Genomic DNA, 21,052 nt, shown 5'->3' with positions numbered 1-21,052 from the left:
ATCCTTCAGGAGCCGCCTGTCATGCCCATCTCCCGCCGCTCGCTCCTCAAGGCCGCCGCTGCCATGCCGGCGCTGTCCTTGCCGGGCCTCGTGCGCGCCGAATCGCAGTCTACGCTGCGCTTCATTCCCGTCATCGATCTCGCCTTCGTCGACCCCATCTATTCGACCGCGCAGGTGTCGCGAAACCACGGCTTCATGGTCTACGACACGCTCTACGGGATGAGCTCATCACTGCAGGTTTCGCCGCAGATGCTGTCGGGTCATGCGATCTCCAGCGACCAGCTGCAGTGGGACCTCGGCTTGCGCGACGGCCTGTTCTGGCACGACGGCGAACGCGTGCTCGCCCGCGACTGCGTTGCCAGCATCCGTCGCTGGGCGGCGCGCGACGGTTTTGGCGGCGAGCTGATGGACGCGACTGTTGAGCTGTCTGCCGCTGACGACCGCACCATTCGCTTCCTTCTCAAGCGTCCGTTCCCGCTGCTGCCGCAGGCGCTAGGCAAGGCCGCGATCAATGCCTGCTTCATGATGCCGGAGCGGCTGGCGAGCCAGGACCCGTTCAAGCCGCTCACCGAGGTGATCGGCAGCGGCCCGTTCCGCTACCTCGCCGACGAGCGCGTGCAGGGCGCCCGCAACGCCTACGCCAGGTTCGAGCGCTACCAGCCGCGCGCCGACGGCAAGCCGGATTGGACCGCCGGGCCGAAGATCGTGCACTACGATCGCGTGGTCTGGACCACCACGCCCGATGCCGGCACCGGCGTCGCCGCGCTCCAGACCGGCGAGCAGGATTGGCAGGAGACCACGCCGCATGATCTCTTGCCGGTGATCAAGGCCGCCGGTGACATCGAGACGCGCGTCCTCGATCCCAGAGGCTATGCCTGCATGCTGCGCCTCAATCATCTGCAGCCGCCGTTCGACAAACCCGCCATCCGCCGCGCGCTGCTCGGTGCGATCGACCAGTCGGCGTTCATGACCGCAGTCGCGGGCACCGATCCGGCCTTCCAGGTCTCGCCGATCGGCTATTTCGCCCCTGATACGCCGATGGCGAGCAACGTCGGCCTCGACGTGTTCCGCGGCCCGCGCAACTACGACAAGGTCAAGGCCGACCTGAAGGCCGCCGGCTACAACGGCGAAAAGATCGTGCTGCTCGTGCCCACCAACTCGCTGGCGCAAAAACCGCTCGGCGAGATCGCGGTCGATAGCTTGCGCAAGGCCGGCATGAATGTCGAATATGCCGGGCTCGATTTCGCCGTCGTGCTGCAGCGCCAGTTGAAGAAGGACCCGATCGGGCAAGGCGGCTGGAGCGCGGCCGTCGGCAACTGGCAGGGTATCGACTGGCTCAACCCGGCCGGCAACACCAATATCCGCGGCGAAGGCAAGGTCGCCGGCTGGTATGCGAGCACGAAGATGGGCGAGCTGCGCAGTCAGTGGCTGGCGGCCTCCGAGCTTGCCGAGCAGCAGCGCGTCTGCCGCGAGATCCAGGCGGTCGCGTTCGAGGAAATCCCCTATATTCCGATCGGCCTGTACAAGCAGCCGACCGCCTATCGCAAAGCCATCACCGGCATTCTCGACGGCACCGCCGTGTTCTGGAACGTACGCCCCGCATGAGCACAACAGCGATCTTCGGCAGCTATGTGCTGTCACGGAAAGACGGCGCGCAGGACGTGCTGCGCGACCATTGGGTCCTGGTCGAAGGCAAGAGGATCGCCGCAGTCACGCGCGACAAGCCGCGCGCCGATGCAGTCTACGACCGTCCCGGCCGCTTCGTGCTGCCGGGTCTGTTGAACCTGCACAATCACTGCTTCTCCGAGGCGGTCGCGCGCAGTCACACCGAGGATGGCAACGGCCGCAAGAACAACCAGAGCATCGTCTACACGGTGCTGCTGCCGCTCACCAAGCGCGGCGCCGAGATCCTGTCGGCAGAGGAGCGCCTCGCAGTGGCGCGGCTCGGCATCCTCCAGCTCCTCAAGGGCGGCGCCACCACGGTGATGGAGCCGTTCCGCAATTCGATTCCCGAAATGTTCGATGCCGCGGACGAGATGGGCATTCGCTTCTACGGCGCGCCCTATCTGTTCTCGACGTCGGATGCCAAGGCCGGCCCCGACGGTGTGGTCCGCTATTCCGGCGATGATGGTGCTGCCGACATGGCGACGTGGGACGCGCTCTATCAGCGCTGGAACAATCGCGGCGACGGCCGCATCTCGCTCGCGATGAGCCCGCATGCCACCGACACCTGCGGGCCCGATCTGCTCAGGGCCTGCGCCACCCGGGCGCGCGAGCTCGGCGTCCCCATCACGACGCATATGGCGCAGAGCCGGGGCGAGGTCGAGACTATCGGCAAGCGCTATGGCGGCCGCACGCCGGCGCAATATCTGGACTGGCTCGGCCTACTCGCGCCCGACCTGATGGCGGCGCACTGCATGTTCAGCAGCGACGACGATCTCAAGCTGATGGCCGCGCGCGGCATGACCGTCTTGAACTGCCCGCGCGTGTTCGCGCGTGCCGGTGTCACCGCGGCGTTCAGCCGTTTCGCCGAGCACGGCGTCCGCACCGTGGTCGGCACCGACGGCTACAACATGGACCTGCTCGGCGAGCTCAATGCGGCTTCGCTGATCTCCAAGGTCACCTCCGCCCGCCCCGACGTCGCGAATTCACCCGAGCTGATCGAGGCGAACACGGCTGTCGCCGCCGACGTCATCAAGCGGCCGGATCTCGGCCGCATCGAGCCGGGCGCGACCGCCGATCTCACCGTCGTCGATCTCACCCATCCGCATCTTCAGCCGCTGTTCGACCCGCGCCGCGCGCTGATCGCGCTCGCCAACCGAGCCAATATCGACCAGGTCATGGTCGACGGCCGCGTGCTGATCGATGAGGGACGCTGTCTCGGTGCGGACGAAGCCGCGATCACCGCCGCCGGCAGCGCCGCGATCGGCAAGATCTGGGATCTGCCGGAAGCGCAGGCCGCGTTCAACGGCTGATCGCGACCTTCGGCAGAGCGTCGAACTCCACCAGCGCCTTGCGCACGGTCTCGACCAGATCCAGCGCCACCGGTGAGGGGCTGCGCTGTGCCGGAAAGACCGCGGAGAACTCGAAGTCGATGCGCGGCAGGAAGCGACGTACGACGACGCCCCGCGTTGAAAATTCCTGCGCGGTGAAGGGATCGCAGATCGCAACCCCAAGGCCTGACGAAACCATGCCGCACATGATCTCCGACAGCGTGGTCTCGACCCGGAGCACGCGGCGGACATCGTGACGGTGGAAGACCTGGTCGACGAGATGCCGGCTTGACGATCCCGCCGACAGCGAGATGAACGTCTCGCCTTCGAAATCGCGCGGCTCCAGCACCTCCTTCTCCGCGAGGCGATGACCGGTCGGCAGCACCGCGACGCGCGCCATTGCCGGCAGCCGCTGGCTCGGCAAGCCGGAATGCGCGATCGGCACCTCAGCAAAGCCGATGTCGCACTGATTGTTCAGCACCCAGTCGACCACGATCGGCGAGATCACGCCAAAGAAGGCGAGGTTGAGATTGGGCCGCTCCATCAGGAAATGTCCGGCAAGGCGTGGCAGATATCCATTCGCCAGCGCCGGCAGCGCGGCGATCCGCAGCGAGCCGGTGCGGCGTCCCCGGATTTCCTCGGCCGCGGCCGTGATGCGTTCGAGGCCGACAAAGGAGCGCTCCACTTCGGTGTAGAGCGCCATCGCCGCGGCGGTCGGCACGAGTCCGGTGCCGCGGCGCTCGAACAACTCCATTTTCAGCAGCGCCTGGAGGTCGCGCAGCAGCCGGCTCACCGCCGGCTGAGTCACCGCGATCAGCTTGGCCGCCTCGGTGACGCTGCCGGTCAGCATCATCGCCCGGAAGGCCTCTACCTGCCGCGAATTGATCCGCGCCATCCCCAATTCCAATCATAACATTTACGCATGCAAAGGGTGTCATTATTCATTGGACGATGGAAGTATAGGTTGCGATCTTTTTCATCAGGACTGGGGTCAGCCCGCTTTTTCGGCAGATTGGAGGGGGTCGAGCCTGCAGATCGCGCCAAAACCCGCCGAATGGGGGCCGGAGCCCTGATCGGAGACGGATTGGCGCGGAAGGAGATGCGGAAGGCACTTCAGCCAGCGAGACTCGTCGGCACGTCACCTCATTCCGGTATTGGAGATCGGTCCATATGAAGACACTTCGCCTTCTGACAGCGGTCAGCATTGCGGCGCTCATTGCCGCCCCGTCGGTCGCCTCGGCCCAGCAGAAAACGCTCTATGTCGCCGGCTACGGCGGCTCGTTCGAGAAAACCATCCGCGACGAGGTGATCCCGACCTTCGAGAAGGAGAACGGCGTCAAGGTCGAATACGTCGCCGGCAACTCCACCGACACGCTGGCCAAGCTCCAGGCGCAGAAGGGCAACCAGCAGATCGACGTCGCCATCGTCGACGACGGCCCGATGTACCAGGCGATCCAGCTCGGCTTCTGCGGCAAGCTCGACGGCCTGCCGGCCGATCTCTACGACACCGCGCGCTTCAAGGACGATCGCGCGGTCGCGATCGGCATCGTCGCGACCGGCCTGATGTACAACACCAAGGTGTTCAAGGAGAAAGGCTGGGCGCCGCCGACCTCGTGGAACGACCTCAAGGACACGAAATACGCCAAGCAGCTCGTGATCCCGCCGATCAACAACACCTACGGTCTCGAAGCGCTGGTGATGCTGTCGAAGATGAATGGCGGCGGCGAGACCAATGTCGATTCCGGCTTCAAGATCTTCAAGGAAGAGATCAATCCGAACGTGCTCGCCTATGAGCCGTCGCCGGGCAAGATGACCGAGCTGTTCCAGTCCGGCCAGGCCGTGATCGCGGTATGGGGCACCGGCCGCGTGCAGAGCTTTGCCAATACCGGCTTCCCCGTCGATTTCGTCTATCCCAAGGAAGGCGCCGCGACGCTGCTGACCACGGCCTGCCCGATCACCAAGCCCAACGCCTCGCCGCTGGCCTCGAGCTTCGTCAAGATGCTGCTTGACCCGAAGATCCAGCTCGTGATGCTGAAGGACTATGGCTACGGCCCGGTGCTCAAGTCGCTGGTGATCCCTCCGGAGCTCGGCAAGATGGCGCCGATCGGCGAGCGCGCGGCCAAGCTCTACAACCCGGACTGGACCATCATCAACGAGAAGCGCGAGGAGTGGACCAAGCGCTGGAATCGCGAGGTCGAGCGCTGATCGGTCGCAGCGGAGACGGAGTCATGGCCTATCTCGAGCTCGATCGGGTCGCCAAACAGTTCGGCGCACAGACCGTGGTCGACGACTTCAGCCTGTCGGTGGGGAAGGGGGAATTCATCTCCTTCCTCGGCCCGTCCGGCTGCGGCAAGACCACGACGTTGCAGATGATCGCGGGCTTTCTCGATCCCACGCGCGGTGCGATCCGTCTCGAGGGCAAGGACCTGACCGCGATCCATCCGGCCAAGCGCGGCCTCGGCATCGTGTTCCAGAGCTACGCGCTGTTTCCGCACATGACCGCGGCGGAGAACGTCGCCTTTGGCCTCGAGATGCGTGGCGTGCCGCGCAACGAACGGGCCGAGCGCGTCCGCGCCGCACTCGCGATGGTGGGGCTCGCCGGTTACGAGGACCGCCATCCGCGCCGCATGTCCGGCGGCCAGCAGCAGCGCGTGGCGCTGGCGCGCGCGCTGGTGATCAAGCCGAGCGTGCTGCTGCTCGACGAGCCGTTGTCCAATCTCGACGCCAAGCTCCGCGAGGAGATGCAGATCGAGCTCCGCCAGATCCAGCGCACCATCGGCACCACCACCATCCTCGTCACCCACGACCAGAACGAGGCGATGTCGCTGTCCGACCGCATCGTGGTGATGAGCCAGGGCAGGATCGAGCAGATCGGCTCGCCGCAGGAGACCTATGAGAAGCCGGCCTCGGCCTTCGTCTCGCAATTTTTGGGCAAGACGAATGACTTTGCCGGGACGATCGACAGGACCGTGTCGCCGACGCAACTGGTGGCGGGCTCCTGGCGTGCACCGGCGCCGGCCGGGCTCGGCGGTCCCGTGACCGTCAGCGTTCGCCCCGAAAGAATCGGCTTTGGCGATACGGGGCTCAGCGCAAAGATCATGACGCGCATCTTCCAGGGCAACCACTGGCTGTTCCAGTGCGACAGCGAGTGTGGCCCGGCGATCGTGATCCGCCAGAATGACGGCAAGGCCCAGCCGGCCGAGGGCGACGCGGTTCGCCTCACCTGGCGTCCCGAGGACATGAGCGTGCGCGCGAGGGCCGTCGTATGAGCATGGCCGCCGAGGAGCGCAGCGCACGTGCGCCGTGGGCACTGACGGCACCCGCCTTGATGCTGTTCGTCGGCGTGCTGCTGATTCCGCTGGCGATGACGGTAATGCTGTCGTTCCACGATTGGGGTCAGTACAAAGGCATCGAGCCGATCTTCATCTTGAAGAACTGGCACGAGATCGCGACCGATCCCTATTACGCCGAGATGTTCTGGCGGACGTTTCGCATCGCGATCCTGACGACGTTCCTCACCGCGGTTCTCGGCGCGCCCGAAGCCTACATCCTCAACCGCATGAGCGGCCGCTGGAAGAGCTTCTTCCTGCTCGTCATCCTCGGGCCGCTGCTGATCTCCGTGGTGGCGCGTACGCTCGGCTGGGCGCTGCTGTTCGGCGGCAACAACGGCCTCGTCAACAAGCTCCTGATGTCGCTCGGCGCGATCCGCTCTCCAATTCCATTCATGTTCACCGAAACCGGCATGGTGGTCGCGCTCGCCCATGTCATGATGCCGTTCATGGTGCTGTCGGTGTGGGCGGCGCTGCAGCGGCTCGATCCGCAGATCGAGAATGCCGCGATGTCGCTCGGTGCCGGACCCGTGACCATCATCCGCCGCATCATCATGCCGCAGATCATGCCGGGCGTGCTCTCGGGCGCGATCATCGTGTTCTCGCTTTCGGCCAGCGCGTTCGCGACGCCCGCGATCATCGGCGGCCGCCGGCTCAAGGTCGCGGCGACGCTCGCCTACGACGAATTCCTCAACACGCTGAACTGGCCGCTGGGGGCTGCGGTCGCCACGTTGCTGCTGGTTGCGCTGGTGCTGATCGTCGTCGGCAGCAACGCGCTGATTGAACGACGCTACGCGGAGGTGTTCCGATGAGCCGGAACGGCCCGCTCGCGCTGATCTTCCACACCGTCTTCGTCGTCGTCATGGTGGCGCCGATCCTGGTGGTCTGCCTCGTCGCCTTCACGCCCGAAGGCTTTCTGTCGCTGCCGACCAACGGCTTTTCGCTGCGCTGGTTCAGGACGATCCTGAACTACCCCGAATTCATCCATGCCTTCTGGGTCAGCCTCGGCCTCGGTGCGCTCTCGTCCTTCGTTGCGTTGCTGTTCGCTGTGCCGGCGGCGCTGGCGATCGCGCGCTATCGCTTCCGCGGCCGCGATGCGCTCGCGGCGCTGTTCCTGTCGCCGCTGATGATCCCGCATGTCGTGCTCGGCATCGCCTTCCTGCGCTTCTTCACCTCGGCCGGGCTCGGCGGCAGCTTCGCCGCGCTGATCATCGCCCATGTCATCATCGTGTTTCCGTTCGCGCTGCGGCTGACGCTGGCGGCCGCGACCGGCATGGACCGCACCGTCGAGATGGCCGCCGTCTCGCTCGGCGCCGGCGGCTGGACGCTGTTCCGACGCGTGACCTTGCCGCTGATCCTGCCGGGCGTGATCAGCGGCTGGGCGCTCGCCTTCATCCAGTCCTTCGACGATCTCACCATGACCGTCTTTCTCGCCGCGCCCGGCACCGAGACGCTGCCGGTGCGCATGTTCCTCTACATCCAGGACAACATCGATCCGCTGGTGACGTCGGTCTCGGCCTGCGTGATCGCGATCACCATGACCGCCCTCATTCTGCTCGACCGCTTCTACGGGCTCGACCGCGTGCTCGCCGGTAAGGGCGACACGGGACGATAGGAGAACTCATGTCAGGAGAATACGACGTCGCCGTCGTCGGCGGCGGATTGCTCGGCTCCGCCATTGCCTGGGGCCTCGGCCGCCTCGGCAAGAAGGTCGCCGTGCTCGACGAAGGTGACATCACCAAGCGCGCCTCGCGTGCGAATTTCGCGCTGGTCTGGGTACAGAGCAAGGGTCTGGGCATGCCTGCCTATACGGTCTGGACCGTGCAGGCGTCGCAGGCATGGGGTCGGCTCGCCTCCGAGCTGAAGCAGCAGACGGGGCTCGATGTTTCGCTGCAGCAGAACGGCGGCTTTCATCTCACGCTCGGCGAGGACGAATTCGGCCAGCGCACCGAGCTCGTCAAGCGCATGCACAACCAGGTCGGCGCGGCCGACTACAAGATGGAGATGCTGCGGCCCTCCGAGATCAGGAACGCGCTGCCGCTGATCGGACCCGAGGTCTCCGGCGGCAGCTATTGCCCGCTCGACGGCCACGTCAATTCGCTGCGCACGTTCCGCGCGTTCCACACCGGTTTCAAGGCGTTCGGCATCGACTATTTTCCAGAGCGTCCGGTCTCTGCGATCAGCAAGAGCGGCGGCGAATTCCGCCTGACGACGCCCGACGGCGAGCTGCGTGCCGCCAAGATCGTGCTTGCCGCCGGCAACGCCAACCAGACGCTTGCGCCGATGGTCGGCCTTTATGCGCCGATGGGGCCGACCCGCGGCCAGGTCGTCGTGACCGAGCGCACCATGCCGTTCCTGCCGCATCCGCTGACCACGATCCGCCAGACCGACGAGGGCACGGTGATGATCGGCGACAGCAAGGAAGACGAGTTGAACGATCGCGTGCTGAACCCCTTGATCAGCGGCGTGATGGCCGATCGCGCGCAGCGGATGTTCCCGCATCTGTCGCGGCTCAACGTGGTCAGGAGCTGGTCCGGCATCCGCGTCATGCCGCAGGACGGCTTTCCGATCTACGACCAGTCGGAGACACATCCCGGCGCCTTCGTCGCTTGCTGCCATTCCGGCGTGACGCTCGCCTCCAACCACGCTTTCGAGATCGCGCGCATGGTGGCGCAGGGTGCGCTCGAGCCGGAGCTGGTCGGCGCGTTCTCGGCCAGCCGCTTTGGCGGTGCGGGTGCTGCCAACGGCAGCGGCTATTAGAGATATCAAGGAGCCTAGAGGCATCCCCATGTTTAAGCGATCCGAACTGGACAAGCGGCCACAGGTGCAGATCTTCGTCGACGGCGTCGCTGTCGCCGCACGTCAGGGCGACACCGTCTCCGCCGCGCTGCTGGCATCTGGCCGCGACGCGCGGCGATCCACTGCAGTCAGCGGCGCGCCGCGGCTGCCCTATTGCATGATGGGCGTGTGCTTCGACTGCCTCGTCACCATCGACGGCGTCGGTAATCGCCAGGGCTGCCTCGTGCCTGTCGCCGAGGGCATGCAGATCGAAATCCAGATGGGCAAGCGGGAGATCGGAAAATGACTGTGGCTCCCAAGCGCGAAGACTATGACGTCGTGGTGATCGGTGCCGGGCCTGCCGGCCTCGCTGCCGCGGCGACCTCCGCCGAAGCCGGCCTCTCCACGCTGCTGCTCGACGAGAATATCGGCCCCGGCGGCCAGGTGTTTCGTGCCATCTCCTCGACGCCGGTCACCGACCGCAACAAGCTCGGCGCGGATTACTGGGTCGGCGCCGATCTCGTGCAGTCGCTGCGCGCGAGCAATGCCGAGGTCATCCATCGGGCGACGGTCTGGAGCCTCGACCGCAATCTCGACATCGCCGTTTCGATCGGCGGCGCCTCGGCCTTCGTCAAGGCGAAGCGCGTGATCCTCGCGACCGGCGCACTGGAGCGGCCGTTTCCGATTCCAGGCTGGACGCTGCCGGGCGTGATGACCGCGGGCGCGGCGCAGACCATGCTGAAGTCCTCGGCGCTGGTGCCCGACGGCCGCACGGTGATCGCGGGGCAAGGACCGTTGCTCTGGCTGCTCGCCGCGCAGATCTTGCGCCTCGGCGGCCGCATCGATCGCATCCTTGATACGACTGAACGCGGCAACTACGTCGCCGCGCTGCCGCACGCCTTCGCGTTCCTGACTTCGCCCTATTTCGCCAAGGGCCTCTCCATGATGCGCGAGGTGAAGGCGAAGGTGCAGATCGTCTCCGGCGTCACCGAGCTTGCGGCCTCCGGCGACGGCCAGCTTGCCAGCGTGAGCTATGTCGCGGGCGGCAAGCGCGAGACCATTTCCGCTGACCTGCTGCTGCTGCACCAGGGCGTCGTGCCCAACGTCAATCTCGCGATGTCCGCCGGCATCGAGCATCGCTGGGATGATCTGCAATTGTGCTGGTCGCCGATGCTGGACGCGAACGGAGCTTCCTCGGTCACCGGCATTGCGGTCGCCGGCGATGGCGCCGGCATCGGCGGTGCCAATGCGGCCGCGGTGCGCGGCCGCATTGCCGCGCGGGCCGCGGTCGAAGCCCTTGCGCCCGCTTCTGCCGCAAGACTTCCCGCAATGGCAACGCTCCGCGCCGATCTCGCAAAGGCGGAGCGCGGCCGCGTTTTCCTCGACACGCTGTTCCGCCCGGCGCCGCAATTCCGGATTCCCTCGGGCGACACCATCGTCTGCCGCTGCGAGGAAGTGACGGCCAAGGACGTTCTCGATTCCGTCGCGATCGGCGCGACCGGACCAAACCAGCTCAAGGCCTATCGCCGCACCGGCATGGGCCCGTGCCAGGGACGGCTCTGCGGCCTCACCGTCACCGAGCTGATGGCGCAGGCGCGCGGCAAGTCTCCGCAAGAGATCGGCTACTACCGGCTGCGCGCGCCGGTGAAGCCGATCACGCTTGCCGAGCTCGCCGCCGTTCCGAAGTCCGAGGCCGACGTGAAGGCCGTGGTGCGCGGATGAGCACGAACGTGGATGCGATCGTCGTCGGCGGCGGCATCCACGGATGCTCGACCACGCTGCATCTGTGCCTTGCCGGCCTGAAGCCGGTGCTGATCGAGAAGGACTATGCCGGCCGCCACGCCTCGGGCGTCAATGCCGGCGGGGTGCGTCAGCTCGCCCGGCACATCCCGGAGATACCGCTCTCGATCCGCTCGATGGGAATCTGGGAGAAGATCACCGATCTTCTCGATGATGATTGCAGCTTTGAGAGCTACGGCCAGGTCCTCGTCGCCGAGAACGAGGAGGAGCTTGCGACCTGTCGTGCGCGTGTCGCTGAACTCAACGCGCTTGGCTTCACCCACGAGGAGCTGATCGATGCGGCCGAATTGCGCCGGCTGGTGCCCGCGGTGGCCGAGACCTGCCCCGGCGGCGTGGTCTCGCGCCGCGACGGCGCCGCCAATCCAGCGCAGACGACGACGGCTTTCCGCCGAAAGGCCGAGCAGTTAGGTGCGACCGTGCGCGAAGGCGTTGCTGCCCGCAACATCCGGCACAGCGACGGTCTCTGGTCCGTCGATGCCGGCACTGAAACATTTGCGGCGCCGGTGCTGGTCAATGCAGCCGGCGCCTGGGCCGGCAAGATCGCGGCCGATCTCGGCGAGCCGGTGCCGGTCGAGACCGTGGCGCCGATGCTGATGATCACCTCGCGCGTGCCGCACTTCATCGACCCCGTCGTGATCCTGCGCGGGCGAAAGCTGTCCTTCAAGCAGTTCAAGAACGGCACCGTGCTGATCGGCGGCGGCCATCTCGCAACACCCTATCAGGACCGCAACGAGACGGTGCTGGACTGGAAGAGCCTTGCGACCAGCGCGCAGACCGTGTTCGAGCTGTTCCCGGTAATGCGCAGCGCGACCATAGTCCGTGCCTGGGCCGGCATCGAGGCGAAGATGAAGGACGACATCCCCGTGTTCGGGCCGAGCTCTCGCCACAGGGGCCTCTATCACCAGTTCGGCTTCTCGCTGCACGGCTTCCAGCTCGGTCCCGGCGCCGGCGCCGTCATGGCGGAGCTGATCGTCAATGGCGGCACCCAGACCCGCGTCAGCGATCTCGGCATCGACCGCTTCCATCCCGCCACGCTCTAAGAAGAGGAAATCATGAGCATCACCCGCAGCATCCGCACGCCCATCATGCACCGTGCGGTCGAAGCCAACGGCTTCGTCTTCGTCGGCGGCACCATCGCCGACGACACCTCGGTCTCGATGGGCGACCAGACCCGCAACATCCTCGGCAAAATCGCCGGCTACCTGAAGGAAGCCGGCACCGACAAGAGCCGAATCGTCAGCGCCTCGATCTTCGTCACGGATCTCTCCAAGAAGAAGGAGATGGACGCGGCCTGGACCGAGTTCTTCGGCGACAATCTGCCAACCCGCGCCACCGTCGGCGTCGCCGATCTCGGCGGCGGCGCGCTGATCGAGGTGGTGGTCACCGCGCTCAAGGCGTGATCGCGAAGGCCCAACAAAGGACGCCGGCGGTCTCGCGCCGTCGTCCCCGCGCCTTGATCTCGCCCTGGGATGGGACTACCTAGGGAGTTCCTCAACCTGGATATTCGCAGCCATGGATTTCACCCCGACCGCAACGCTCATCCGCCTTGCTCCCGGGGAATTCCATGCCTGCATCAATCATCCTGTCGAACCTGTCGCTGTCCACGCCTGACGGCCGTCCTCTTCTCAACAACATCGACCTGACATTCGCCGCCGAGCGCACGGGTCTCGTCGGCCGCAACGGCGTCGGAAAGACAACGTTGCTTGCGTCGATTCTAGGGGAAGACGTTCCCCGATCCGGGCGCGTTCTGATCAGCGGCACCATCGGGCTGCTGCGTCAGGACGTGCGGGTGCTCGCGGGCGCGACCGTGGCCGATCTGTTCGGTGTGCGGCAGACGCTGGCGTTGCTTCGCCGCGCCGCGCGGGGCGATGCCTCAGCCGACGAGATCGCTGCGATCGACTGGACGCTCGAAGCGCGGCTGGAAGCCGCTCTGGCGCGCGTCGGGTTCGATCTTGCGCCGGATACAGAGCTCTCCTGCCTGTCCGGCGGCCAGATCACGCGGGTCCGCCTTGCCGCGCTGGTGTTCGCCGAGCCCGACTTCCTCCTGCTGGACGAGCCCACCAACAATCTCGACCGGGACGGACGCAAGGCCGTGACCGATCTCCTCGCCACCTGGCGCGGCGGAGCGATCGTGGTCAGCCACGATCGGGATCTGCTCGACACGATGGATGCGATCGTCGAGCTGACGTCGCTCGGCGCCGCGCGATACGGCGGCAACTGGAGCAGCTTTCGCGCACGGAAGGCCGTCGAGCTCGCGGCCGTGAGGCATGACCTCGCGCACGCCGAGAGGCGCCTGTCCGAGATCGACAGCAAAGCGCAGGAGATCGCGGAGAAGAAAGCGCGCAAGGACAGCGGCGGCCGGAAGAAGCGCGCCAAGGGCGACATGCCACGCATCCTTGCCGGCGCGCGACGGGATCGCAGCGAAGACACTGGCGGCAGAGACGCGCAGATCGCCGAGCGGCGGCGCGCGGAGGCCCACGAGGCCGTCGACACGGCGCGCCGGCGCATCGAGATTCTCCAGCCGCTGTCGGTCAAGCTGCCCGCCACGAACCTGCCGGCGGGCAGGGAGGTGCTTTCGCTGGACCGGATCAGCGCCGGTTATCCGCCCGAGCCGCCGGTCTTGCGCGATCTTTCGCTCGCGATCGTCGGACCGGAACGGGTCGCGCTGGTCGGCCCGAACGGTTCCGGCAAGACGACGCTGCTGAAGCTCGTTGCGGGCGAATTGCGTCCGCTCGCGGGCACCGTGAGGGTCAGGCCGGACTTCGCGCTGTTCGACCAGAAGGTCAGCCTGCTCGATCCCGGGATCTCCATCCTGGAGAATTTTGGACGCCTCAATCCGAAGGCTGGTGCGAATGAATGCCATGCCGCGCTGGCGCGGTTCATGTTTCGCGCCGATGCGGCCTTGCAGATCGTCGGACATCTCAGCGGCGGACAGATGTTTCGCGCCGGCCTTGCCTGTGTGCTGGGCGGACAAATGCCGCCGTCTCTGCTGGTCCTGGACGAGCCGACCAATCATCTGGACATCGCGTCCATCGAGGCCGTTGAATCAGGCTTGAGAGCCTATGATGGCGCGTTGCTCGTCGTCAGTCATGACGAGGCATTCCTGCAGGCAATCGGGATCACGCGACGGCTCGATCTTGCCGCCAGCGTGCAGCGCGCCGATGGCGGGATCGTTTGATCCCGCCTCTCGATCCCAGCGCGATGATGATGATCAAAAACCCGACGCCCTGCCCCCAGCGCGCCGGGTGGAATGAATGAGTATCAATCAGTGATCCCAACATCGCTGTTGTGACTCGTGCCGCAGCAATTTTCTACTCCGGGAAACTACCGCGTCGGAACCGGGGTGCGGCAGCTCACGCGTTGCCGCCCGGTTCCAGCGCCTCGCCGACCTCCAGCGGATGTGCCATGGTCTCGTGCAGCGCCTCGCGATCGAGTTCGCCTTCGGAGATGCTGATGACGACGCAGGCAACGCCGTTGCCGATCAGATTGGTCAACGCGCGGCATTCGCTCATGAACTTGTCGATGCCGACCAGGATCGCGATGGACTGGATCGGGATGTCAGGCACGATCGACAGCGTCGCGGCGAGCGTGATGAAGCCGGCGCCGGTCACGCCCGATGCGCCCTTGGAGGTGATCATGGCGATGCCGAGAATGCCGAGCTCCTGCCAGATCGTCAGGTGCGTGTTGGTCGCCTGCGCGAGGAACAGGGTCGCCAGCGTCATGTAGATGTTGGTGCCGTCAAGGTTGAAGCTGTAGCCGGTCGGAATTACCAGGCCGACCACCGAGCGTGAGGCGCCGAGATGCTCCATCTTCTGGATCATCTGCGGCAGCACCGTCTCCGAGGACGAGGTGCCGAGCACGATCAGAAGCTCGTCCTTGATGTAGGCAATGAAGCGCAGGATCGAGAAGCCGGCGAGGCGGGCGATTGCACCTAACACGATCAAGACGAACAGCATGCTGGTGAGATAGAACGTGCCGATCAGGGCGACGAGGTTGAGCAGCGAGCCGAGGCCGTAGGCGCCGACGGTGAAGGCCATCGCGCCGAAGGCGCCGATCGGCGCGACCCGAACGATGATGCGGATGATGCCGAAGAACATCTTCGCCGCCTTGTCGATCGCCTCCGCAATGGGCTCACCGGCCTTGCCGAGAAAGGCGATGGAAAAGCCCGACAGGATCGAGATCAGCAGCACCTGGAGCAGGTCGCCGCGCGCAATCGCGCCGACATAGCTGTCGGGAATGATCGCCATCAAATGGGCGACGATGCCCTCTTCCTTGGCCTTGGTGACGTAGGTTGCGACCGATTTCGGGTCGATCGTGGCCGGATCGATGTTGAAGCCGTGTCCGGGCTGGAGAATCTCGCCGACCAGCAGGCCGACCGCGAGCGCGACGGTCGAGACCGTTTCGAAATAGATCAGCGACTTCAGCCCGACCCGGCCGACGCGCTTGAGATCGCCCATCGAGGAGATGCCGTGCACCACGGTGCAGAAGATGACAGGCGCGATCATCATCTTGATCAGCGCGATAAAGCCGTCGCCGAGCGGCTTCAGCGCCTTGCCGAGATCGGGAAAGAAATAGCCGATGAGAACACCGAGCGCGATCGCGATCAGCACCTGGATGTAGAGGATCTTGTACCAGGGCTGGTGCCGGCGGTGGACGGCTGGCTGGATCGCAATCTGTGTCATATGATGAGCCCCGGAACACATTGATTTTGCAAGATTGAATCTTGCATGACTTGCATCATGTGATGGCCGCCGCAGAAGCGACAATCACATTTTTGTCGGATCGCACGAACATCAATCGCTGCACCGCAACGGGGGGAACATGACGATCGCAACCGGCTCGGACGAGCAGGCACAGGGCTACTTTCCGCGTTGGAAGCTCAAGACCTCGGGCGTGATTATGCCGGAGGAGCGGCTGTCATGGGGCCAGACCATCGTCTCGGGTCTGCAGCATTGCGTCGCGATGTCCGGCGCGACGATCATCGCGCCGCTGCTGATGGGGTTCGATCCCAATGTTGCGGTGCTGTTCTCCGGCGTCGGCACGCTGATCTTCTTCGTCATCGTCGCGGGTCGCGTGCCGAGCTATCTCGGCTCGAGCTTCGCCTTCATCGCCGTCGTCATCGCCGCCACCGGCTATGCCGGGCAGGGGCCGAACCCGAACATCTCCGTTGCGCTCGGCGGCATCGTCGGAGCCGGGGTGCTCTACGGCGTGATCGCGCTGATCGTGATGTGGTCGGGCGTCGGCTGGGTCGAACGCCTGATGCCGCCGGCCGTCACCGGCGCCGTGGTTGCTGCGATCGGCCTCAACCTCGCACCCGTGGCGGTCAAGGCGGTGAGCGCCAATGCGTTCGACACCTGGATCGGGCTCGCGACCGTCCTGATCATCGGCGTGGTTGCCGTTGCAGCGCCCGGCCTGTGGCGGCGCCTGCCGATCATCCTCGGCGCGGTCGGCGGATATCTGTTGTATTTTCTGTTCGCGAACGGCCTCGGTTTCGGCAAGCCGATCGACTTCACTCAGCTCTCGGCCGCGTCATGGCTCGGCCTGCCGAAATTCACCACGCCGACCTTCCGGGCCGATGCGATCTTTCTGATCGCGCCGGTTGCGGTCATCCTCGTCGCCGAGAACCTCGGGCACATCAAGGCGGTCGGCGCTATGACGGGCCGCAGCCTCGATTCCTATCTCGGCCGCGCCCTGTTCGCCGACAGCCTTGCGACGATCGTGGCGGCCTGCGGCGGCGGCACCGGCGTCACCACCTATGCCGAGAACATCGGCGTCATGGCGGCGACGAAGGTCTATTCGACCCTGCTGTTTGCGTTCGCGGCCACGGTGTCGATCCTGCTCGGCTTCTCGCCGAAATTCGGCGCGCTGATCCTGTCGATCCCGGGCCCCGTCATCGGCGGCCTTTCGATCGTGCTGTTCGGATTGATCGCGGCGATGGCGGGCCGGATCTGGGTCGAGAACAAGGTCGACTTCGCAAGTCCTGCGAACCTGATCACCGTCGCCGTGGCGCTGACCGCGGGCGCGGGCGACCTCACGCTCAAATTCGGCGCGTTCACGATCGGCGGCATCGGCACCGCGACTTTCGGCGCCATCATCCTCTATCAGATCCTGACCTCGACGCTGGCGCGTCGCTCCGGATGAATCCCAGCAATGCGCGGACGGGATGGAACAAAACGTCGGTTCCATCCATGATGATGCGTCCCGGAGAGAACACATGCCGCAAACTGTAGGTTCGACCTCTTTTCCCTCGCGCCTCATTGACCACTACGCGCTGGTGACCGGTGCCTCGCAAGGCATCGGCCGCGCCGTCGCCATCCGGCTGGCGCAGGAAGGGGCGACCGTCGCCATCAACTATTTCGATCATCCCGGAAAGGCCGAGGAGACGCTCGCCCTTGCACGAACAGCTTCGAGCGACCGTGGCCACGGCCGGCTCGATCACATCATCGTCAAGGCTGATGTTGGCAGTGAGCAGGAGATCGCCGCGATGTTCGAAACCGTCCTGGCGCGCTTCAAGCGTCTTGATTGCCTCGTCAACAACGCCGGATTCCAGCGGGAGTCGCCGAGCGATGCGCTCGACGTGGAAACCTATCGCCGCATCATCGACGTCAATCTGAACGGCGCCGTGCTCTGCGCGCAGAAGGCGCTGGCGCATTTCGTCGCGCGCGGCGGAGGCGGCAGCATCATCAATTGCTCGAGCGTCCACCAGATCATCCCGAAGCCGGGCTATCTCGCTTATTCCATCAGCAAGAGCGGCATGGCCGGTTTGACGCGGACGCTGGCGCTGGAGTTCGCCGGCCGCGGCATCCGCGTCAATGCGGTCGGTCCCGGCGCGATCGACACGCCGATCAACGCAGCCTGGACGGGCGATCCCGAAAAGCGCGGCGTCGTCACCAGCCACATTCCCATGGGCCGCGTCGGCACGCCGGAGGAGATCGCCGCCGTGTTCGCTTTTCTCGCGTCGGATGATGCCAGCTACATCACCGGGCAGACCATCTATGCCTGCGGGGGCATAACGCTGTTCCCGGAATTTCGTGAGAACTGGGCAAGCTAACCCGATCCGCCACAGGCGGGTCCGCGCGGCATCTGGCAGAATCCGCCGGCGCAGACTACATCTGCGCCATGTCAGACTCCCCGCTTCAGGATTTCGTCGGCCGGCACGAACGCCTGTTCGTGCTGACCGGCGCCGGCTGCAGCACCAATTCGGGCATTCCCGATTACCGTGACAGCCATGGCAACTGGAAGCGGACCCAGCCGGTCAATTTCCAGGCTTTCATGACGGACGCGCCTACGCGTCAGCGCTATTGGGCCCGCAGCCTGATCGGCTGGCGGCGGTTCGGCCAGGCGAAGCCGAACGATGCGCATCATGCGCTGGCACGCCTCGAGGCGAACGGCCGCTGCGAGATGCTGCTGACCCAGAATGTCGACCGGCTGCATCAATCCGCCGGCCACCGGCAGGTCATCGACCTGCATGGCCGGCTCGATCTCGTCCGCTGCATGAGCTGCGGGGCGAAGACGCCGCGGACCGAATTCCAGGACACGCTGGGGCGCGTGAACGCGGAGTGGCTGACGCTCGATGCTGCGGATGCGCCTGACGGCGACGCTGATCTCGAGCACGCGGAGTTCTCCTCGTTCAAGGTGCCTTCTTGCGAAACCTGCGGCGGCATCCTCAAGCCGGACGTGGTGTTCTTCGGCGAGAACGTACCGCGCGACGTGGTCGCCACGGCGCAGGACCATCTGTCGCAGGCCGACGCCATGCTGATCGTCGGCTCGTCATTGATGGTCTATTCCGGCTTTCGCTTCGTGCAGGCCGCCGCGAACCGAAAAATCCCGATCGCCGCGGTCAATCTCGGACGTACCCGCGCCGACGATCTTCTGACACTGAAAGTCGAGGAGCGCTGCGAAGCCGCGCTTGCATTCCTGCTCTGATCGCGCAGGCGGCGAACATGCCTTGCCTATTGCATAGGTGCCGCGCAGAATGGCCTTGCGCAGCGTTGCCAGCATGCCTCATGGCATGGAAATTGCTGCGTTTTTGGACCCTGTCTTGACGATCAGCACGGAGAATTTGGAATGCTTGAGGGAGCCGAGGTGCGGCTTGCCGTGGATATCGGTGGCACGTTCACCGACATCGTGCTGGACGTGGGCCAGGCGCGCAAGACGCGCAAGGTGCTGACCACGCCGCAGCGACCCGAGCAGGCCGTGCTGGACGGCATGCGCCTCATTCTCGCCGATGCGCGCGCCCATATCAGCGACATCGACGTCTTCATTCACGGCACGACGCTCGCGACCAACGCGATCATCGAGCGCCGCGGCGCCAAGACGGCGCTGATTGCGACCGATGGCTTTCGCGACGTGCTCGATATCGGCACCGAGAGCCGCTACGACCAGTACGATCTCAGCATCGACAAGCCGAAGCCGCTCGCGCCGCGCAGCTTGCGCTTCACCGTGCCCGAGCGCATCGATGCCCACGGCGCGGTCCGGCTCCCGCTGGACGAGACGGCCGTGCGCGCACTCGCGCCGAAATTGCGTGAATTGGGCGTCGAGAGCGTCGCGATCGCCTTCCTGCACTCCTACGCCAACCCCGAGCATGAGCGCCGCGCGGCCGCGATCATCAGTGAGGAAATGCCCGGCATTTCCGTGACGGTGTCATCGGCCGTGTGTCCGGAGATCCGGGAATACGAGCGCACCTCCACAGCGGTTGCGAACGCCTATGTACAACCCTTGATCGAAGGTTATCTCGCCCGCATGGCCGATGCCTTGCAGGTCGAGCAGTTCCGCGGCGCGATCTACCTCGTCACTTCGGGTGGCGGCGTCACCTCGATCGAGACGGCGCGGCGTTTTCCGGTGCGTCTCGTCGAATCCGGCCCGGCCGGTGGGGCGATCTTCGCGGCGCAGATCGCGGCACGGCTCGGGGAGAGCAAGGTGCTGTCCTTCGACATGGGCGGCACCACAGCAAAGATCTGCCTGATCGAGAAATACCAGCCGGAGACCTCGCGGGTGTTCGAGGTTGACCGTGCGGCGCGCTTCCTGAAAGGCTCCGGCCTGCCGGTGCGCATTCCCGTGATCGAGATGGTCGAGATCGGCGCGGGCGGCGGCTCGATCGCCCATGTCGATGCGATGAAGCGCGTCACCGTCGGTCCGGAGAGTGCCTCGTCGGAGCCCGGCCCCGCGTGCTACGGCCGCGGCGGCCAGCGTCCTGCCGTGACGGATGCGGACGTCGCGCTCGGCATGATTGATCCCGACGCCTTTGCGGCCGGCACGATCAAGCTCGATCCGGAACTGTCGAAGCAGGCGCTGCTGCGCGACGTCGGCGAGGCGCTCGGCCTATCGGCGGAAACCGCGGCCTATGCCGTGCATGAAGTCGTCTGCGAGAACATGGCGAGCGCGGCGCGCGTGCATGCAGTCGAGCGCGGCGCCGTGGTCGGCCAGCACACGCTGATCGCCTTCGGCGGGGCGGCGCCGCTGCATGCGGCGCGCGTCGCCGAGAAGATCGGCGTCTCCCGCGTCATCGTGCCGTCGAATGCCGGCGTCGGCTCCGCCGTCGGATTCCTCGCTGCTCCTATCGCCTATGAGTTGGTGCGCAGCCGTCACGTCCGGCTCGACGATTTCGACACCAATTCCGTCTCCGATCTCCTGCAGGAGATGGCGACCGAGGCGCGTGCGCTGGTCGAGCCCGGTGCTGCCGGCGCGCCGGTGCGCGAGCGCCGCGCGGCCTTCATGCGCTATGTCGGCCAGGGCCACGAGATCACTGTCGAACTGCCGAACCGGCCGCTGACCTCGGCCGATCTCGCCGGCCTGCGCCAGAAGTTCGAGGCGGATTATGCGGCGATGTTCGAGCGTCCGATCCCGGGCGCGGCGATCGAGGTGTTGAGCTGGTCGGTGCTCGCCACCACCGACGCGCGCAACCCGCCCGCTGTTGCCGCGGTTGCGCGCAAACCGGCGGCCAAGGCGTCCGGCAGCCGAAAGTTCTTCGACGGCCGGGCCGGCGAAGTGATCGAGATCCCGCTCTATCGCCGCGAGGACATGGCGCCCGGCGCGACCATCGCGGGCCCCGCCGTGATCGCGGAGGACGAGACCTCCACTTTTGTCTCCACCAGTTTTGACGCGCATATCGACGGTGCCGGCAGCATCGTCATGGAACGGAAGGCGGCCTGA

At 65.7% G+C, this 21,052-nt stretch carries 18 protein-coding genes; 16 read left to right on the top strand and 2 right to left on the bottom strand.

Features of this window, described 5'->3' with window-relative positions:
• Positions 1 to 21 precede the first annotated feature (21 nt).
• Positions 22 to 1,605, top strand: coding sequence for an ABC transporter substrate-binding protein (locus A5906_RS06590; protein WP_080134453.1), 1,584 nt, complete (start codon positions 22 to 24; stop codon positions 1,603 to 1,605).
• Positions 1,602 to 2,975 (top strand): amidohydrolase family protein, encoded by a 1,374-nt coding sequence (locus A5906_RS06585; protein ID WP_080134452.1) that lies wholly within the window; start codon positions 1,602 to 1,604, stop codon positions 2,973 to 2,975. The genes A5906_RS06590 and A5906_RS06585 overlap by 4 nt, the downstream gene beginning before the upstream one ends.
• On the opposite strand, the gene A5906_RS06580 is transcribed toward A5906_RS06585, so the two are convergent.
• Positions 2,965 to 3,888, bottom strand: coding sequence for a LysR substrate-binding domain-containing protein (locus A5906_RS06580; RefSeq protein WP_080134451.1), 924 nt, complete (start codon positions 3,886 to 3,888; stop codon positions 2,965 to 2,967). The two genes, A5906_RS06585 and A5906_RS06580, sit on opposite strands and share 11 nt — an antisense overlap.
• A gap of 275 nt (positions 3,889 to 4,163) precedes the next feature.
• Here A5906_RS06580 and A5906_RS06575 point away from each other — a divergent pair, with 275 nt between their 5' ends.
• The 10 genes from A5906_RS06575 to A5906_RS06530 all read left to right on the top strand — a co-directional run bounded on the left by A5906_RS06575 (position 4,164) and on the right by A5906_RS06530 (position 14,078).
• On the top strand, positions 4,164 to 5,198 hold the full coding sequence (locus A5906_RS06575; protein ID WP_080134450.1) for an ABC transporter substrate-binding protein: 1,035 nt from the start codon (positions 4,164 to 4,166) through the stop codon (positions 5,196 to 5,198).
• A 23-nt stretch (positions 5,199 to 5,221) separates the two neighbouring features.
• Entirely contained in the window at positions 5,222 to 6,262 is a 1,041-nt protein-coding gene (locus A5906_RS06570; protein WP_080134449.1) for an ABC transporter ATP-binding protein, read from the top strand.
• The gene (locus A5906_RS06565) at positions 6,259 to 7,134 is read left to right on the top strand and encodes an ABC transporter permease (protein ID WP_080134448.1); all 876 of its coding nucleotides are present in this window, start codon (positions 6,259 to 6,261) and stop codon (positions 7,132 to 7,134) included. The genes A5906_RS06570 and A5906_RS06565 overlap by 4 nt, the downstream gene beginning before the upstream one ends.
• Positions 7,131 to 7,937: an ABC transporter permease gene (locus tag A5906_RS06560; RefSeq protein WP_080134447.1), complete on the top strand. Its 807-nt coding sequence runs from the start codon at positions 7,131 to 7,133 to the stop codon at positions 7,935 to 7,937. The genes A5906_RS06565 and A5906_RS06560 overlap by 4 nt, the downstream gene beginning before the upstream one ends.
• Before the next feature lie 8 nt (positions 7,938 to 7,945).
• Positions 7,946 to 9,082: an NAD(P)/FAD-dependent oxidoreductase gene (locus A5906_RS06555; protein WP_080134446.1), complete on the top strand. Its 1,137-nt coding sequence runs from the start codon at positions 7,946 to 7,948 to the stop codon at positions 9,080 to 9,082.
• Between the two features lie 28 nt (positions 9,083 to 9,110).
• Complete coding sequence (locus A5906_RS06550; protein ID WP_080134445.1) at positions 9,111 to 9,407, top strand: (2Fe-2S)-binding protein; 297 nt, start codon at positions 9,111 to 9,113, stop codon at positions 9,405 to 9,407.
• Positions 9,404 to 10,822, top strand: a complete 1,419-nt coding sequence (locus A5906_RS06545; RefSeq protein ID WP_080134444.1) for an FAD/NAD(P)-dependent oxidoreductase — start codon at positions 9,404 to 9,406, stop codon at positions 10,820 to 10,822. Before A5906_RS06550 ends, A5906_RS06545 begins: the two co-directional genes overlap by 4 nt.
• The gene (locus A5906_RS06540) at positions 10,819 to 11,940 is read left to right on the top strand and encodes an NAD(P)/FAD-dependent oxidoreductase (RefSeq protein ID WP_080134443.1); all 1,122 of its coding nucleotides are present in this window, start codon (positions 10,819 to 10,821) and stop codon (positions 11,938 to 11,940) included. The genes A5906_RS06545 and A5906_RS06540 overlap by 4 nt, the downstream gene beginning before the upstream one ends.
• Positions 11,941 to 11,952: 12 nt before the next feature.
• Positions 11,953 to 12,300, top strand: a complete 348-nt coding sequence (locus tag A5906_RS06535; RefSeq protein ID WP_080134442.1) for a RidA family protein — start codon at positions 11,953 to 11,955, stop codon at positions 12,298 to 12,300.
• A gap of 164 nt (positions 12,301 to 12,464) precedes the next feature.
• Complete coding sequence (locus tag A5906_RS06530; RefSeq protein WP_080134441.1) at positions 12,465 to 14,078, top strand: ABC-F family ATP-binding cassette domain-containing protein; 1,614 nt, start codon at positions 12,465 to 12,467, stop codon at positions 14,076 to 14,078.
• A gap of 175 nt (positions 14,079 to 14,253) precedes the next feature.
• On the opposite strand, the gene A5906_RS06525 is transcribed toward A5906_RS06530, so the two are convergent.
• On the bottom strand, positions 14,254 to 15,582 hold the full coding sequence (locus A5906_RS06525; RefSeq protein ID WP_080134440.1) for a dicarboxylate/amino acid:cation symporter: 1,329 nt from the start codon (positions 15,580 to 15,582) through the stop codon (positions 14,254 to 14,256).
• Between the two features lie 139 nt (positions 15,583 to 15,721).
• On the opposite strand from A5906_RS06525, the gene A5906_RS06520 reads away from it, so the two are divergent.
• From A5906_RS06520 to A5906_RS06505, 4 genes are all read left to right on the top strand, one after another.
• A complete protein-coding gene (locus tag A5906_RS06520) occupies positions 15,722 to 17,041 on the top strand; it encodes a solute carrier family 23 protein (protein ID WP_080134439.1) in 1,320 nt (439 codons plus the stop codon).
• A 73-nt stretch (positions 17,042 to 17,114) separates the two neighbouring features.
• A complete protein-coding gene (locus A5906_RS06515) occupies positions 17,115 to 17,951 on the top strand; it encodes an SDR family oxidoreductase (RefSeq protein ID WP_080134438.1) in 837 nt (278 codons plus the stop codon).
• Between the two features lie 68 nt (positions 17,952 to 18,019).
• Positions 18,020 to 18,826 carry an NAD-dependent protein deacetylase gene (locus tag A5906_RS06510; protein ID WP_080134437.1) on the top strand — a complete coding sequence of 269 codons (807 nt, stop codon included), beginning with the start codon at positions 18,020 to 18,022 and terminating at the stop codon, positions 18,824 to 18,826.
• A 141-nt stretch (positions 18,827 to 18,967) separates the two neighbouring features.
• Positions 18,968 to 21,052 carry a hydantoinase/oxoprolinase family protein gene (locus A5906_RS06505; RefSeq protein WP_080134436.1) on the top strand — a complete coding sequence of 695 codons (2,085 nt, stop codon included), beginning with the start codon at positions 18,968 to 18,970 and terminating at the stop codon, positions 21,050 to 21,052.

Origin of the sequence: Bradyrhizobium sacchari, assembly GCF_002068095.1 — a bacterium.
Classification (GTDB): Bacteria; Pseudomonadota; Alphaproteobacteria; order Rhizobiales; family Xanthobacteraceae; genus Bradyrhizobium; species Bradyrhizobium sacchari.
This window is presented reverse-complemented; position numbering and strand designations above follow the sequence as displayed.